Here is a 16,398-nt window from a genome sequence, read left to right as displayed (position 1 = left end):
CTAATATATACAGAGAGTAATAAAGATTTCAAGAAATAAAATGTCTTATTTTTCAACGATTAACACAAACAATAACCCATAAAGGCCTCACTGCTATAAGCTCATAAATCATTTTATTTCGTCATAACAACTCTCTACAAGATGGATCTTGTCTTTGGTTTTTAATTCTAACCATTCTGTAAGGGAGTACATGTCATGAACCGCATTTATAAAGTCATCTGGAATGAAGCCTTAAGTTGCTTTACCGCAGTCGGTGAGTATGTGAAGGGGCGTGGTAAGTCTTCCAAATCTAGTGTGAGCGCTAATGCTACCATCAATACAACATCTAACCTGTCTTCTATTCATACCTTGCGCTTGAGCGCGATAGGGCTTGGGCTGCTTGCGGCTGGTTTTGGTATGCATGCAAATGCAGTAGGCACCTATTTTGCCGGAGATGATCCAGCACGTGAGATTTATACCAATCCTTTTTATCATCAGACTTTGACCATCCAAGGTGGTGAAACAGTTATAGGAAGCCCAAACACCAAAAATATCAGTGTCACGGCTAACAAGCATGATAAATCACTCACGATAAAGCTCGATAAAACTGTCGATTTGGGTACTGATGGTAGTCTTAAAACAGGTGATACGCTGGTTGATCATTCTGGTGTCAAGATAGTAGCTAGCAATTTAGTCAATACTGTCACGCTTGGTCATAGTGGGCTAAATAATGGTAATAATAAAATCATAAATGTCGATGATGGTGACATTACAGCAACGAGTAAAGATGCTGTGAATGGTTCGCAGTTAAACAGCTTAACTAATACAGTTGCAGCCAATAAGACTAAATACTACAGCGTAGATTCAACCGCTAGCGGTAACGCAAATAATGATGGGGCAACAGGCTATAACGCCATGGCGATGGGTGGCAACGCAAAAGCAACTGGCAGTCAAACCATTGCGATTGGTAGCTCGGAATCTGGGCAACAAACGCTGGCGAGTGGAGAGCAATCTATTGCTATCGGTGCAAATGTCGTCTCACGAGGTGGCTCTTCTATTGCCATTGGTGGAGACGATCTAAACCTAGCATCGATATACAATCTCGACGGGACTATCACTGACACCACTCTGAATAGTGGGACAGTAAATACCGCATTTAACGAATATGCTGGTCGAGATTTATTGGATCTAAGCGATCCCTATGCTGGAAATACCGAATCGGGTGGTGCGGCTTCCATAGCAATCGGTGTTAAAGCCCGTACAGAAGGTCATCTTGCGACAGCGATAGGTACACATGCTAGCGCTTCTGAAACCGCCTCATCCGCATTCGGTGTGGCGTCTTCTGCTACCGAAAAAGGCGCGTTAGCACTTGGTGCAGGTGCTCAATCTGCTACCCAAAATGGCGTGGCACTGGGATCAAAATCTATTGCTAATGTCGCAGGCGGAGCCACTGGATTTGTGCCAATAGGGACTTTGTTCATCGATGAAAATGCCATTATTGCGACAAAAAGTGTGACACTCGGCGCTGTATCAGTTGGTACTGGGTCAGAAGGCGGTAACCGTCAGATTGTCAACGTTGCAGCGGGCACTAGTAATAGTGATGCAGTGAATGTCGCGCAGCTAAAGGGGCTGCAAAACGGTATCAATAGCACACTTGATAAAGGTATGGATTTCGGCGGTGATACTGGTACTCCTATCAACCGTAAACTCGGTGAACAGCTCATTGTAAAAGGTGGGGAGACGGATAGTGCAAAGCTGTCTAATAGCAATAATATTGGTGTGATTGCTGATGGATCTGATACTTTGACTCTTAAACTGGCAAAAGACGTCACAGGTTTAGATAGTGTTACTACAGGTAATACATTGCTAAACACAGATGGTGTCAGCTTCTTGGGTGGCAGTACTGTTAGATTAAGCAGCAGTGGTCTTAATAATGGCGGCAATCAAATTACAAACGTCGCAAGTGGTGTGGGTAGTGACTTCAATGCCGCAAACATCGGTGATGTGAACCGTGCATCTGCCGCTGCTAAAACAGAGGTTGCCGCAGGTACTAACGTGGCTGATGTTGTGAAATCTACGGGTCAGAACGGTCAAGACGTCTACACAGTCAATGCAAATGGCGTGACTACTTCAGCAGGATCTTCAGCCGTCACAGTGACCGCAGGTGACAAAGACATGGCGACTAATACGACCGACTATGCAGTCGACTTGAGTGAAGCTAGCAAAGCCAGTTTAGTGAAAGCTGACAGTGCCATACAAACGGTCATTACTCAAATAGATGGCGCTGAAGTGAAAACACTTAATCAAACTGATAACACGGCCAATTTCCTAACAGGTGATAATATTGTCTTAACCGCTGAGAACGGTGGTATTAAAGTGGCGACAGCAGATGAAGTTGTTTTCACTAGCGTCACTACAGGCGATACGTTGCTAAACACGGATGGTGTCAGCTTCCTTGGTGGCAGTACAGTTAGCCTAAGCAATAGTGGTCTCAATAACGGCGGGAATAAAATCACTAACGTAGATGATGGTGAGGAAGATACGGATGCTGTCAATGTTGGCCAGTTAAATGCAACCAATAGCACCGTTGACTTGGGTTTGAGCTTTACCGGAGACGATACCGCAGTTGTCGTCAATCGCAAACTAGGTCAGACATTGACGATTCAAGGCGGCGCAACAGAATTAACTGAGAACAATATCGGTGTCATCGCTGATGATGAAGGTAATCTAAATGTTAGATTGGCTGAAGATGTGGTACTTGGTAAAAATGGTAGCGTGAGAATGGAAAACACGGTACTGAATAATGCAGGTATCACCATAACTGATGGCCCTAATCAGACCATTACGCTTAGCAATGAAGGGCTTGATAATGGTAATAATAGAATTATCAAAGTCGCTGAAGGAATTGCACCAAGTGATGCCGTCAACTTTGCACAGCTCACAACGACCAATGATGAAATTGCCAAAGGTATCAAAATAGGTGACGGTAATAGCGACAATGATCAGCAATTTGCATTGGGTGATACTATCAATGTCACAGGTGATAGCAACCTGACTACTATTGCTTCTGAGACCGGTGTTCAGGTCAAGCTAAATAACCAGCTAGACCTAGGGGATACTGGCAGTATGCAAGTAGGTAATAGCATCATGAGTGATGCAGGCTTTACCTTCGTTAATAATGGCTTAGGTAGAATGGTCTCACAGGTCTCATTGAGTAGCCGTGGCTTAGACAATGGAGGCAACACTATCCGCAACGTTGGGGAAGGTGTGCTAGATACAGATGCTGTAAATGTTGGGCAATTAAAAGAAGTGACTATTGCCTTAGATCAAGGGTGGGGAATCACGGCTCAAGGTGATATTGCTACCATGGTCAAACAAGGAGATGCTCTCGATCTGAACAGTAGAGATGGTAATATCAAAGTATCTAGAACATCAGTGAATGATGCCACTGCCTTTGCTGCTGGTACGGGACTACAAGATGCAGCAATACCTACCAATGCTAATGATATTAGCTTTGATCTAAATCCAGATATCATCTTAGATAGTGTAACCACTGGTGATGCCATCATGAATGACAATGGGTTGACCATTACAGGTGGTCCAAGCGTCACGAAAAGTGGCATTGATGCCGCTAATAACAAAGTCACCAACGTCCAAAATGGTGAGGTAACAGCCGGCAGCCAAGATGCTATCAATGGCAGTCAGCTTTATGCACAAGGGAGTGGTATCAGCAGCATTATCGGTGGTGACACTGTCTATAATTCTGAGAGTGGTACGTTCACCAATAGCAACATCGGTGGAACAGGTGAGGGCAACATAGATGGTGCGATTGCTTCTATCAGACAAGGCACCATTGAAATCAATGAAAATGTGCAATTCAACACTACAAAAATTGCCACTAACACGACCAATATTTCTACCAATACAACTAATATCGCTACCAACACTAGCAATATTATGAACAATACCACGAACATTAAAACCAACACGGACAAGCTTGATGCTGGGCTCAATTTTAGTGCAGATAGTGGCGCTAATATCAATAAGCCAGTCGGAGATGGCAGTGTCCTGAGTTTTACAGGTGGCAATAACATAACCACTACCGCAGAGGGCAGTAGTATCAAGTTTGACTTGAACGGTAACATCAGTGTTGATAGTGTCACAGTGGGTACGACTATTATCAATAGTAGTGGCATCAGCATGCAAGATGGCCCAAGCATGACCGCTCAAGGTCTATATGCTGGTAATCAGCGCATAACAGGTGTCGCTGATGGCGTCGAAGCGACAGATGCTGTCAACTACAGTCAATTGAGCGCGCTAGATAGTAGACTCAATAACAATATGAGCGATCTAGGCTATAAAATTGGTGAAGTCGAAGAGAATGCGAATGCTGGTATTTCAGCAGCAATGGCGATGTCTTCATTACCGCAAGCTTATATCGCAGGCAAGTCAATGATTAGCGGTGGTGTCGGTACGTATAATGGAGAAAGCGCGGTTGCTGTTGGTTTTTCCAAATTATCAAATGATGGCCGTTGGGTCATGAAGATAAATGGTACCGCAGATACTCAGGGCAACGCAGGCGGCGCGATTGGCGCAGGCTTCCATTTTGATTAAAGAGGTCTCTCAATTATGATTGTCAATCAAATACAAAAAAGCAAGACAACGAATGTCTTGCTTTTTTACGGGTAAATAATAGATGTTTTATACAATTATTAAGCAGTAAATTCTAAGCAGTAAAAAGCGCTTGTACCTTATGTTGTACAAGCGCTAGTACTTATTATAGAAGTCACATTCATATAGTTGAGTTCAAACAATTTCGATACTTTTGATACAAGGGAGCCGAGTGCAAGCTATACATGAGTATGGTTGGCAAGGTAGCAATGTAGCGGATTTGTATGGGTTTGACTATACTCTAAACATCGCAGCGTTCGGTGTTAATCCAACATAAGCCATGCCAGCTTGATTCATCCAATGAGGCTGCACGATACCGTGTTGTAAAATCGCATGAATGTCTCTATGCGCTCTTTCTATTTTATGTTGTTTATACAATGAAGCAGTGCCAGCAACCGCATAGATTTCAGATACCATCGCTCGAGCTTCTCTGGCAGCCTCACATGATGCTGCCCAGACATCCGCAAGTTGCACATCGGTAAAGGTGTTCTGTTGCTGCGCTTCATTCCACAATGCCTCGACGCTATTATCTAACTGTAAGCGCCTAGATGCTAATAGGGTTGTACTCTTCGCGATGGTAGCTTGTACGGTGGCGCGGTCGCGTAGATCTGGGTTCTTACCAGGCGTGACTCTCTCAAGACACATGTCAATTAAGTCGTCCATTGTGGCCTTTAATACACCTAGAGACATGGCAGCGCAACCTGCTGCATTGATACAACCAATAGGCAAGCGACTATAAGCATTATCGATGGCGACAGGGCTATCAAACCCAACAGCATAAGCTTCTTTTACAAAAGCATCTTTAATGACTATGTCGTGACTGCCTGTGCCATTCAATCCGCCAACATTCCACGTATCAATGACTTCTACTTCTGTTTTTGGAATAAAAAACAGCTTTAGGTTTGCTCCTGGCCCCAGAGTGGTTGGAGATCCTTCTGAGACCACCAAACAGCGCAGCACAAACCAATCCGCCAATTCACATCCAGATACTAGTGTCCATCGACCAGATACCATATAGCCATTATCGACCACTGTGGCAACGCCCTCGGGGCGGGCTGAGTTGGCATAAACGTGGGAGGGGTCGTTGTATATCTCTTTCATACTAGACTCGTCTAAAAACCTGCCAAACGTACACGCTAAATGGTTATTCCAAACGATCCAAGCCACTGAAGCTTCAGCACTGGCTAAGGTCTCATATACTTTTAAGGTTTCTACAGGATTGCCTTCCCATCCTCCCAGTGATTTTGGCAATCCCATTCTAAACAAGGCAGATTCTGAAAGCTGTTTGACCACGGTCGGTGCAATTTTTCTAGCGGCTTCTGTGTCCTCTCTAGCGGATACAGCTAATGGGAAAACCTCAGTAGCTGCATCAGAAGGTAGAAGGTCTGTCTTGTTTAGCGAAGTGTTATCGTCCATTATCCCCAACCTTTTATAATTGATAAAACAGTGTAATTATTTATAATCAATGAATTTTAATTAATTCTATATTTGATATATAAGGTATTTTATCAAAAATATCCAACAGTTGCTCACTATATAATCAATAATTTGCATATATGCCATATTGTATTGAAAGATGAATGATTAGAAGGGATGTAACGATATTGGTTAGTCTTCTTTGGCGACTTATTAGGACTTTGGGGCATCAGACTGCACCATAGGATCCGCCTCTGCAAAGGCTTTTAGCGTGCGGCAATGCGCATCAATTTCCATAATATTAGGATAAGTGCTGAGGTCTACTTTGAAGCGGCGAGCAGAAGAAACTTGCGGAATGAGATAACAGTCTGCAAACGTAGGGCTGTCACCGTAGCAAAATTTTCCACGAGTTTTATCTTTTGCTAGTATTTTTTCCAAAGCGGTAAAACCTTCAGTTATCCAGCGATTGCACCATGCAATGACATCTTCCTCGTCTACCGAAAGCTCATTACGTAAATATTGTAAGATACGGCGGTTATTGAGAGGATGAATATCACAGCCAACCATGGCGCTAATGGCACGTACTTGCATGCGTCCAGATGCATCTTTAGGCAATAGGGGGCTTTCAGGATAAATATCCTCTAACCATTCCAAGATAGCGGGGCTTTGATAGAGCAATAAATCGTCGGCTTGTAAGACAGGTACCAACCCTTGTGGATTGAGTAATTTAAATGCGCTTTCTAATTGTTCGTCTTGAGCCAAGTTGACCGCGATGTAGTCATAATCCAAGCCCTTTAGGTTCATCGCAATACGAGTACGGTAAGAGGTGCTACTACGAAAGTAGCCATAGAGTGCCATCATTATGAATTCCCTTTTATTATGGTATGTTGTGAGTGAAATAAGCGGTTATAATTCGTTATAGCATTCTTATTTAATGCAATTAATATAAGTATCTTGATATTAATTTTTTATTTCAATGATGTTTATTTGAACTAACCCAACAAATCATTAATCGAGCAAGCCATGCCAGCAGCTGAAACCCTTATAGACAAATCTGCTACCACCAATAAAAATCAAGGTGGGGTACAGTCACTTGAGATTGGGCTGTCGATACTAGATGTGCTTATCGACCGCAATGAACCTATGATGCTAAAAGACATCGCTGAAGCCATGCAAATGCATCCAGCAAAGTGTCACCGGTATATGGTTAGCCTCATCCGCAAAAATTACGCTCGGCAGCTAAACGATGGGCGCTATGGACTAGGTATTCGAGTCAATGCACTTAGTCATAACGGGGTCAGTTCAAATAACATCTTGGAGCGACTGACTCATGCAGCCAATGAGATAAAAGATATCCTCAACTGCGGGGTGCAAATTGCCAAATGGTTCAGCGAAGGGCCTATTATTATTCAGTCTGTTGAGCCAGACAGTCCAATCAGTATCATTACTCGCATTGGTTCACGTATGCCACTGACGACGTCGGCGACAGGTCAGCTGTTTGCCAGTTATCAATCTGAAGAGATTATCCAACCATTGGTTATGGCTGAATGGCATGCAAGCGATGAAGCCATTAAAGTAGAGCAGTGGCGGAATTTTACCCAACTACAAGCAAAAATTCGTACCCATGGCTATGCAACTGTCACGGGTGATATGGTGATGGGTATTAATGCCATTACCATTCCTATTATCGTACCTCAGCTGACAGGTAATATCGCCAGTCAGTCTACGGTTACTGCTGAGTCAGTTACTCAGAGCTTGCCATTAGAGTATGCCATTACGGTCATCGGAACCACAGAGCAGTTACCGATGAGCGAGCAACATCATGTGGTCGAAAAAATATTAGCGATAGCACAGCGTTATCAACTAGCGTAGCCAGTATTTTGTGCTATAAGCTAAACGGCTATCGCATCGAGAAATTTATTTTCGAACATCATCTAATAATGTTTGTCCTCTAAACCATACAGACGCTACTGGCCGCTTTTGCCTTCTCGTATACATTGTCAGCGTCTAGGCCAGTCGCATTGACTTCATCAAGGTAATGTTGAGAGCCTTCCATTAATGGGCCTCTCCAATCTGGGTCATTGAGTGGATCAGGAATATCAATCATAATATCGCCTTTTGCTTTGGCGGCGGCCATCGCTTTGGCATTGCTGACGTCAAATACCTTAGAGATATGCGCTGCCAGCTCTGCGCCAGAATTGTCATCAATTACTTGTTTGAGGTCATCAGGCAAGCTGTTATATTTATCTTTATTCATACTGATCACAAAGGTGGAATTATAAAAAGGGATGTTGGTGTGCGTATTGATTAACTCGTCAAGGCGAAATGCTTGAATAGGTTGCCAAGTAAAGCTGAGCCCATCAATGACACCGCGCTGAAGAGAGGTGTAAGTATCACTGGCAGGCATGCCGACAGGTGCGGCGCCAGTCGCTTCGATGATGTGGCTAGCAACCGCAGAAGGCTGGCGAATACGTAGACCTTTCATATCGGCTGGCGTGCGAATCGGCTTATCAACTGTATGAAGCGCACCTTGACCAGTCCCTATCAAAGCGAGCAAATGAGTGTCTTCGTATTCATCTTTAATGACACCTTCATCATATAGCTTATGAAGTATACAGCTCTGCTGCTGTGCAGTATTTGTGATGCCTGGCAACTCTACGATTTGAGTCAAAGGGAATCGTCCTGCTGTATATCCTTGCGCTTGCATACCAATATCCACACTACCTTTCGCTGTAGCATCATAAGTAGACCCTGGTTTGCTGAGCGTCGCAGAAGGGTATATCTCAACCTTTAATCGGCCTTTTGAATCCGCTTCAATTTTCTTTGCCCATGGTTCTAACGCTTCGGTGTTTATATTGTCAGTGGCAGTCATAAAATGCGAGAAGCGCAATGTCGTCACTTCACCTGTATCCGTAGATGTGCTGACCGATTGGTCGTTATTGGAGCAGCCAGCCATCGCAATCGAGGCAGCTAAGAGTATTCCTAAGGGTGCTTTTACTTTCATCATAGAATCCTTTCATGATGGTTAGATATCGTGTGCTATCTTTTGCTACGTAGGGTGTGTCACTAATCATCACTTTTAAGCTTAAAGCGATGATTAATCAGTCATATGAAAAAAGCTAGCAAACAGAATGATAGGGCAATTACTCACCGACAGGCGCGATTTCTCTTGCTTCAGCCAACTCTTCACTGTGCAAAAACTGCGTATGTGCTGGCGCGCGTTTGGTACGAGACCACTCATCTAGCATGTCTTGCTTGATGGCGTCTGTAATCATCGAGACTTTGTCTTCTGAGGTTGGGTCATCATAGGTCAACTCAAGACGATGCCCATTGGGATCAAAGAAGTAAATAGAGTGAAAAATACCGTGATTGGTCACGCCAATGACGTCAATGCCACCTTGTTCTAAGTGCTCTTTGGCAATCAGTAGCTCATTACGGTCTTTGACCTTTAGCGCCAAATGCTGCACCCAATTTGGGGTGTTTGGATCAAAGCCCATCTCAGGTTGATTGGGTACTTCAAAGAAAGCCAATACATTGCCACTACCAGCATTCAAGAAGACATGCATATAAGGGTCAAAGGCTTTGGTTGAAGGCACATGGTCTTCTGCGAATGCTAAGATGAAATCCATATTCAAATGCTGTTGATACCATTCAACGGTTTCTTTGGCATCTTTGCAGCGATAAGCCACATGATGAATTTTTTCAATGGTAAAGCTCATATCAAACTCCTTTTGATAGGGCGTATCGTTAATATCAGTAGACAAACTGCCAGTGTTTATAGACGGCATGTCATTATTTTCTGACAGTTTGAATCTACTTTTACGCCTTTTTTATATACGGTTGCTATTTGTCAAAATCAAAGCTAAGCGCTGGTAATACTTTGCCACGCACTTCACCAAATCCAACACGAATACCATCTTTTTCGCTATAGCCTTTCATAATGACTGTGTCACCATCTTCGATAAAGCTGCGCGTCTCGCCGCCTTTTAGCGTGACTGGTTTGGTAGCGTTCCAAGCAATCTCTAGCATCGAGCCATAAGAGTCAGGCGTTGGCCCTGAAATCGTCCCTGAGCCCATCATGTCACCGACTTCAACCTTGCAGCCAGTGATGGTGTGGTGGGTGAGCTGCTGTGCCATGGACCAATACATATATTTAAAATTGGTCTCGCAAATGACAGTAGTAGTCTCCGAATTTTCAGGCAGTAGCTCAACGGATAGATTGATATTAAAGCTGTTATCGCTCGCTTTTTCGTTCAGATAAGCAAGCGGCTTGGGTTCTTGTGTTGGGCAAACTGTTTTAAATGGGGCCAGTGCATCCATGGTGATAATCCAAGGGGAAACCTCAGAAGCAAAGGTTTTGGCATTGAATGGACCTAAAGGCACGTATTCCCACTTTTGGATATCTCGTGCCGACCAGTCGTTGAGCAGCACCATGCCGAAGATATGATCAGAGGCCTCATCTACGGCGATTGGTTGACCGATATGATTGCCTTTACCAACGACAAATGCGGTCTCTAACTCAAAATCCAAGCGCTTACAGGCAGAAAAAATAGGGCGGTCGTCAGCATTGGGTTTTAGCTGACCGGATGGACGTACGATATCAGTTCCACTGACGATGACAGTGCTGGCGCGTCCGTTATAACCGACGGGCATTTCGGTCCAGTTAGGTAGTAGGGCGTTATTTGGATCGCGGAACATAGTACCGACGTTAGTGGCATGCTCTTTAGAAGAGTAAAAGTCTGTAAAGCCGGGCACTCGAACAGGCAGGTGCATCGTAACATCTGCTTGTTTAAACAACGCCTTTTGCTGTAAGTCGGCATTATCACGTAAGGTATCATTGTCGCTGGAGAGTAGCGTTTGAATGGTTTGACGTGCCTTCGTCCAGTTATCTCGGCCTGAATCAATAAAAGCATTTAGAGTGGATTGATCAAAGTATGGTCCACCATCTAATAAGCTTAATAAGCCTTCTGTCTCTAGCACAGATAGATCCAATACGTGCTCACCGATGGCAACGCCTGCACGGCGCTTGTTATTATCAGCAGCGTCTTTGGTATCGCTAAAAATACCGTAAGGGAGGTTGTGGATTGAAAAGTCAGAATCAGCGGCGATATTGATAAATGAGGTGAGGGTACTGTCAATCGTTGACATGATTTGCTCCTTGCTAAAGTACATAATGAATTACGTTATAATTAACTACTTACGTATAATGTAATTTATTGATATATCGATTGCAAGTTTTTTGTGCAATGCCTTCCGTAAAAAGCGTCTTTGAAAAGTTATTACCGTTGTTTTGACTAGGGCATATCTTCAATATCACTCGATAGTCATCTAAATGGGCTAAAAATGGCTAAATCTTGCCAAACATCGTCAAATAGCTGGCTAATATCCCGATATTATCTGCGCTATTTTTCTTGTCTGACGGCAATTTATCTCATTTTTATCACCATTTTTGAAATGAAGACATGCCCTAGGGTATGCCCTAAATACTGCACACAAAAAAAGGCTGAGCAATCGCTCAGCCTTTTTATTGATATCTGTTCTTTAATAGGTTACGTTTTTAATGCGTGATTAAATCAGTCTTTTAAGACTTCAACCATTGCATTGGCAACATAATCGATATTGCTGCTGTTCAAGCCCGCAACACACATACGCGAGTTAGATACCATGTAGATACCAAACTTGGTTTGTAGCTGTTCGACTTGCTCAGGAGTGAGGCCAGTAAAGCTGAACATACCGTTTTGATCGGTCAAGTAATCAAAGCTACGACCAGGGATTTTAGCTTCTAATACTGATTTTAGCTTGGTACGCATAGATTTGATACGGTCACGCATCGCGTAAACTTCACCAACCCATTGCTCATGTAACACTTCGTCGTTCATCACGATATCGACGACACGGCCACCATGTGATGGTGGGCTTGAGTAGATGCGGCGTACAGTCGCATTTAGCTGACCGAAGACGCGTTTGGCTTCATCTGCTGTTGGGCAGACGACAGATAGACCGCCGACACGCTCACCGTATAGCGATAAGTTTTTAGAGAATGAGTTGCTCACAAACAGTGGCAGCCCCATATCTACGGCTTTACGGATAGCGTAAGCATCGCTGTCCATGTCTTCGCCAAAACCTTGGTAAGCAATGTCCATGAATGGAATCAATTCACGAGCTTGGATGACGTTTAGCACGGTATCCCACTGCTCACGGGTCAAGTCCATACCGGTTGGGTTGTGGCAGCAAGGGTGTAACAAGATGACGTCGTTCTTGTTCAACGTTTCAAAAAACGCAATCATCTCGTCAAATTTGATGCTGCTGGTTGTTTTGTCGTAGTACGGATATTTACCGACTTCAACATCAGAGCCTTCAAAGATGGCAATGTGGTTGCCCCACGTTGGATCACTCACGTAGCACTTGGCTTGTGGGAACCATTGATGCATAAACTCTGCACCTACTTTCAACGCACCAGAACCGCCGATAGTCGCGATGGTCGCAACCAAATCGTCTTTTAAGATTTGAGCGTCTTTACCAAACAGCAATTCCTGACAGCCTTTACGGTGTCCTGGTAAGCCAGCCATTGGTAAGTAGGGACGAGGAGATACTGGGTCTGCAATACGCTGCTCAGCGATTTTTACACACTCGAGTACTGGCAATTTGCCATCCTCATCATAATAGACGCCCACGCCTAAATTTACTTTATCTGGGTTGTTGTCTGCTGCAAACTTGTCCATCAATCCTAGGATTGGATCACCCGCATAATAATCGATACGTTCAAACATTTTTTTTCCTTACAAGAGATATAAATTGAGGCGTTAAAAAGAATAGAGCAAATTGGCCGTTAACTCAATATCAGATTCAGTTATTCTGATGAATTTATAAAATAATTAACTAGGAAGAGCCCTTAGTTCAATCGATGGCCAGCTAAATGGGTTAAACATGGCCAAATCTTGCCAAACATCATCAAATAGCCAGTCAGCGTTTCGATATTATCTGCGCTGTCTGATCATCTGCGTTACCTTGCTCATTTTCTGAGTCGCCCAACAATAATACTCAAATACGCTGTAAATCGTTAAAGTGGCTCGAAAAATATGTTTGCAAAAATATCTTAAACGCGATGGTCGCTGGTGACAAAGCACGAGATGCCCGTTGATAAATAAAGAACTGACGCATTCTAACAGGCTGTGCCAGTGGCCGCATCTGTAACCCGTTGGCACTTACCCAGTCGATAACTTCGGGCATGTAGGGCAGGCACAGCGTAATGCCAAATCCTTGACGGGTCATCTCAAGCGCCGTGGACATAAAATTGACTTTATAGCGCGCTTGCTGGATATGAGTAGTGATACGTTCATCCAGTTCTGCAGTCACTTGCTCTATAAATGGCCCTTGCAGCGTGATGAGTGGAATATCTAATAAATCCTGCCATGTAATTTCACTCTTTTGTGCCAATGCATGGCTATCTGGCATCACCACGCAAAATGGCAACTGATATAACAAATCAGCCCTGATGTCATCCTCCGTCTCCACAAAATCAAGCTCAGTACCGACTCCTAAATCTACTTCGATATCTTGGATATGTCTGAGTAAGTTCTCTGCAGAGCAATCTACCAACGACACACTAATCTCTGGATGTTTTTTGGCAAACTGAGCGATAACTGCGGGCATAGAGGAAGCTGCGAACTGGGAAACGGCCAGTCGCACTTGACCTTGCGCTAGGCTGGTCAAGCTACTCGCTTCATTTTCAAACAGTTGCATCTCATTCAAGATACGCCGTGCTTGCGGTAATAAATGCCGTCCGACTGCGGACAGAGATAGTTGGCGGGTCGTACGGTCGAATAACACGATACCGAGGCTAGATTCTAATTCTTTGATCAAACCACTAACGGCAGATTGGGTCAAATGCATCTGATCGCTGGCCCGAGTGAAACTGCCGTTGTCAGCGACTTGGATAAATGCGGTGAGTTGGCGAATGCTGATATTCATAAGTAAACCTGATAAATAAATCATAAAAAACAATTAGTCTTATAAATAAACCTAATCTAATATAAATACAACGTCAACAATAAAGATTGATTACCAATCGTTTTATCGTATTTTTACCACCAATTGAAATTAAGGATGATTACAATGGCAGATTTATTTGAAAACCCGATGGGACTAAATGGGTTTGATTTTGTTGAATTCGCCTCGCCTAAACCAGACGCTGTCGATGCATTATTTAAACAGCTTGGCTTTACACATGTGGCCAATCACCGTTCAAAAGATGTTGCTCTATATCGTCAAGGTGACATCAATCTTATCCTAAACCGTGAACCAAAAAGCCAAGCCAGTTACTTCGTTGAAGAACATGGCGCTGGTGCTTGTAGCATGGGCTTTCGGGTACAAGATTCCAAAAAAGCCTACGAGCGTGCTATCGAGATGGGCGCGCAACCAGTAGAGGTGCCAACTGGCGTGATGGAGCTGAGACTGCCCGCAATTAAGGGCATCGGCGGCTCACTGATCTATTTGATTGACCGTTACAAAGATGGTGAGTCTATCTATGACGTCGACTTTGAGTTTTTTGCAGAGGTTGACAGGCGTCCTGTCGGACATGGTTTCAAAGTCATCGATCATTTAACCCACAACGTTTACCGTGGTCGTATGGCCTATTGGGCCAACTTCTATGAGCGCATCTTTAATTTCCGTGAGATTCGCTATTTTGATATCAAAGGCGAGTACACAGGATTGACCAGTAAAGCCATGACGGCACCTGATGGCAAAATCCGTATTCCGCTCAATGAAGAAGCCAAGCAGGGCGGTGGCCAAATCGAAGAATACTTGATGCATTTCAATGGCGAAGGTATTCAGCATATTGCTCTGGCCAGCGATGACTTGTTTGCCAGTATTGATAAACTAAAAGCGGCTGGCATTCCACTCATGACCGCACCAAACGCTGCTTACTATGACATGCTGAGCGAGCGCTTACCAAACCATGGTGAAAATGTGGCTGAATTGCAAATGCGCGGTATCTTATTAGACGGTACAACAGTTGGCGGCGCACCGCGTCTACTGCTACAGATTTTCTCTGAAACTATCTTAGGTAGCCCAGTGTTCTTCGAGTTCATTCAACGTAAAGGTGATTATGCAGACGGCTTTGGTGAAGGTAACTTTAAAGCCTTGTTTGAGTCGATAGAACGCGATCAAGTACGTCGCGGCACGGTTGGTCAGCCAGAGACTGAAACACCATAAAATCACACTACACTCAAAAAATGCAACAACTGGACAAGACAAAAGGAGTTTGGCTTGTCCTCATGGACTCTTCAATAGGTACGTTACTAAAAAGCACGAGTACAAATATCACAAGTGCAAAGGTAATGTACGGATTGCGATAAAAGGAATACAGGCATGGAACGCCTATCACATATAGATCCTCTTAATACAGCCATCGGCACCAATAGCGTTGCAACTAACAAGCAAAGCGACGATGCGCCCAATCGTCCTAACGCGACGAACAAAAAACAGCCGTATATCTCGCACCAGCCAGATAGTAATGGTCATATTCACTACAGTGATGATGAGCATGCGATGTGGCAAGCGTTGCTAGCGCGTCAAGCTCAGCATATACCCAATCGTGCTTGTAGTGCATATCTAGAGGGTTTGAACAAATTAAACCTACCGATCACACGTATTCCTCAGCTACGAGATATTGACGAAGTATTACAAGCCACTACAGGTTGGCAGACAGCTGCTGTGCCTGCGCTCATTAGCTTTGGAAAATTCTTCAAACTGTTGGCCAATAAATCCTTTCCAGTCGCAACCTTTATCCGTCGATTGGATGATATGGACTATATCGAAGAGCCTGATATCTTTCATGAAATCGTTGGACATTGCCCGCTACTGACGCACCCTGCGTTTGCGACATTTAATGAGACGTATGGCAAGTTGGGTCTGAATGCCAGTAAGGAAGAAAGGTGGTTTTTGGCACGGCTCTATTGGTTTACCATCGAGTTTGGTCTGGTCGGACAAACTCAAGATAATCGCCGAATCTATGGCGGCGGCATTTTAAGCTCACCATCTGAAACAGTCTATGCGCTTAGAGAGCATTCTGATCAGCAAGGTGAAAGCCCACATCAAGTAGAGCGCCAACCAGAGCATCGTGCGTTTGATTTACTCGACGTACTCCGCACCCCTTATCGTATCGATCATATCCAACCGATTTACTATGTGATTGATAATTTGGATACGCTATTTGACATCGTGGATAGCGATATCATGGGAGTGGTCAAAAAAGCCATGTCAATGGGTCTGTTTGAGCCAAGTTATCCTATAAAAAATGCCTGATTGATTATGGTGTTAAAGATAGCT

The 16,398-nt window shown here is 43.9% G+C and carries 11 protein-coding genes; 4 read left to right on the top strand and 7 right to left on the bottom strand.

The features are described from left to right. The first annotated feature begins 195 nt into the window (after positions 1-195). Complete coding sequence (locus AAEY75_RS01390) at positions 196-4,593, top strand: YadA-like family protein (RefSeq protein ID WP_352257946.1); 4,398 nt, start codon at positions 196-198, stop codon at positions 4,591-4,593. A 291-nt stretch (positions 4,594-4,884) separates the two neighbouring features. Here AAEY75_RS01390 and AAEY75_RS01385 read toward each other — a convergent pair whose 3' ends face one another. Then, a complete protein-coding gene (locus tag AAEY75_RS01385; RefSeq protein ID WP_352257944.1) occupies positions 4,885-6,066 on the bottom strand; it encodes an acyl-CoA dehydrogenase family protein in 1,182 nt (393 codons plus the stop codon). Between the two features lie 213 nt (positions 6,067-6,279). Further along, positions 6,280-6,924, bottom strand: coding sequence for a maleylacetoacetate isomerase (gene maiA, locus AAEY75_RS01380; RefSeq protein ID WP_197216472.1), 645 nt, complete (start codon positions 6,922-6,924; stop codon positions 6,280-6,282). A 165-nt stretch (positions 6,925-7,089) separates the two neighbouring features. Here maiA and AAEY75_RS01375 point away from each other — a divergent pair, with 165 nt between their 5' ends. Then, a complete protein-coding gene (locus AAEY75_RS01375; RefSeq protein ID WP_197216010.1) occupies positions 7,090-7,938 on the top strand; it encodes an IclR family transcriptional regulator in 849 nt (282 codons plus the stop codon). A gap of 79 nt (positions 7,939-8,017) precedes the next feature. On the opposite strand, the gene AAEY75_RS01370 is transcribed toward AAEY75_RS01375, so the two are convergent. From AAEY75_RS01370 to AAEY75_RS01350, 5 genes are all read right to left on the bottom strand, one after another. Next, positions 8,018-9,070 carry a TRAP transporter substrate-binding protein gene (locus AAEY75_RS01370; RefSeq protein ID WP_197216469.1) on the bottom strand — a complete coding sequence of 351 codons (1,053 nt, stop codon included), beginning with the start codon at positions 9,068-9,070 and terminating at the stop codon, positions 8,018-8,020. A 139-nt stretch (positions 9,071-9,209) separates the two neighbouring features. Next, positions 9,210-9,785 carry a VOC family protein gene (locus AAEY75_RS01365; protein ID WP_197216008.1) on the bottom strand — a complete coding sequence of 192 codons (576 nt, stop codon included), beginning with the start codon at positions 9,783-9,785 and terminating at the stop codon, positions 9,210-9,212. A 124-nt stretch (positions 9,786-9,909) separates the two neighbouring features. After that, positions 9,910-11,214, bottom strand: coding sequence for a fumarylacetoacetase (gene fahA / locus AAEY75_RS01360; RefSeq protein ID WP_197216006.1), 1,305 nt, complete (start codon positions 11,212-11,214; stop codon positions 9,910-9,912). 425 nt (positions 11,215-11,639) lie between these two features. Further along, on the bottom strand, positions 11,640-12,836 hold the full coding sequence (locus AAEY75_RS01355) for an amino acid aminotransferase (RefSeq protein WP_110922861.1): 1,197 nt from the start codon (positions 12,834-12,836) through the stop codon (positions 11,640-11,642). Positions 12,837-13,107: 271 nt separating this feature from the next. Then, positions 13,108-14,037 carry a LysR family transcriptional regulator gene (locus AAEY75_RS01350; protein ID WP_352257941.1) on the bottom strand — a complete coding sequence of 310 codons (930 nt, stop codon included), beginning with the start codon at positions 14,035-14,037 and terminating at the stop codon, positions 13,108-13,110. Positions 14,038-14,181: 144 nt separating this feature from the next. On the opposite strand from AAEY75_RS01350, the gene hppD reads away from it, so the two are divergent. Next, positions 14,182-15,282 (top strand): 4-hydroxyphenylpyruvate dioxygenase, encoded by a 1,101-nt coding sequence (gene hppD, locus AAEY75_RS01345; RefSeq protein WP_352257939.1) that lies wholly within the window; start codon positions 14,182-14,184, stop codon positions 15,280-15,282. Positions 15,283-15,438: 156 nt separating this feature from the next. Continuing rightward, a complete protein-coding gene (gene phhA, locus AAEY75_RS01340) occupies positions 15,439-16,374 on the top strand; it encodes a phenylalanine 4-monooxygenase (RefSeq protein WP_352257937.1) in 936 nt (311 codons plus the stop codon). Positions 16,375-16,398 lie beyond the last annotated feature (24 nt).

Source organism: Psychrobacter sp. TB55-MNA-CIBAN-0194 (assembly GCF_040309505.1).
Taxonomy (GTDB): Bacteria; Pseudomonadota; Gammaproteobacteria; order Pseudomonadales; family Moraxellaceae; genus Psychrobacter; species Psychrobacter fozii.
Note: the sequence above shows the minus strand (reverse complement) of the source record. Positions and strands in the feature narration are given on the sequence as shown.

What these genes read in the sequence shown, in the direction of transcription:
- AAEY75_RS01390 (WP_352257946.1), top strand. Translation starts at nt 196, where the DNA reads ATGAACCGCATTTATAAAGTCATCTGGAATGAAGCCTTAAGTTGCTTT.
- AAEY75_RS01385 (WP_352257944.1), bottom strand. Translation starts at nt 6,066, where the DNA reads ATGGACGATAACACTTCGCTAAACAAGACAGACCTTCTACCTTCTGAT.
- maiA (WP_197216472.1), bottom strand. Translation starts at nt 6,924, where the DNA reads ATGGCACTCTATGGCTACTTTCGTAGTAGCACCTCTTACCGTACTCGT.
- AAEY75_RS01375 (WP_197216010.1), top strand. Translation starts at nt 7,090, where the DNA reads ATGCCAGCAGCTGAAACCCTTATAGACAAATCTGCTACCACCAATAAA.
- AAEY75_RS01370 (WP_197216469.1), bottom strand. Translation starts at nt 9,070, where the DNA reads ATGAAAGTAAAAGCACCCTTAGGAATACTCTTAGCTGCCTCGATTGCG.
- AAEY75_RS01365 (WP_197216008.1), bottom strand. Translation starts at nt 9,785, where the DNA reads ATGAGCTTTACCATTGAAAAAATTCATCATGTGGCTTATCGCTGCAAA.
- fahA (WP_197216006.1), bottom strand. Translation starts at nt 11,214, where the DNA reads ATGTCAACGATTGACAGTACCCTCACCTCATTTATCAATATCGCCGCT.
- AAEY75_RS01355 (WP_110922861.1), bottom strand. Translation starts at nt 12,836, where the DNA reads ATGTTTGAACGTATCGATTATTATGCGGGTGATCCAATCCTAGGATTG.
- AAEY75_RS01350 (WP_352257941.1), bottom strand. Translation starts at nt 14,037, where the DNA reads ATGAATATCAGCATTCGCCAACTCACCGCATTTATCCAAGTCGCTGAC.
- hppD (WP_352257939.1), top strand. Translation starts at nt 14,182, where the DNA reads ATGGCAGATTTATTTGAAAACCCGATGGGACTAAATGGGTTTGATTTT.
- phhA (WP_352257937.1), top strand. Translation starts at nt 15,439, where the DNA reads ATGGAACGCCTATCACATATAGATCCTCTTAATACAGCCATCGGCACC.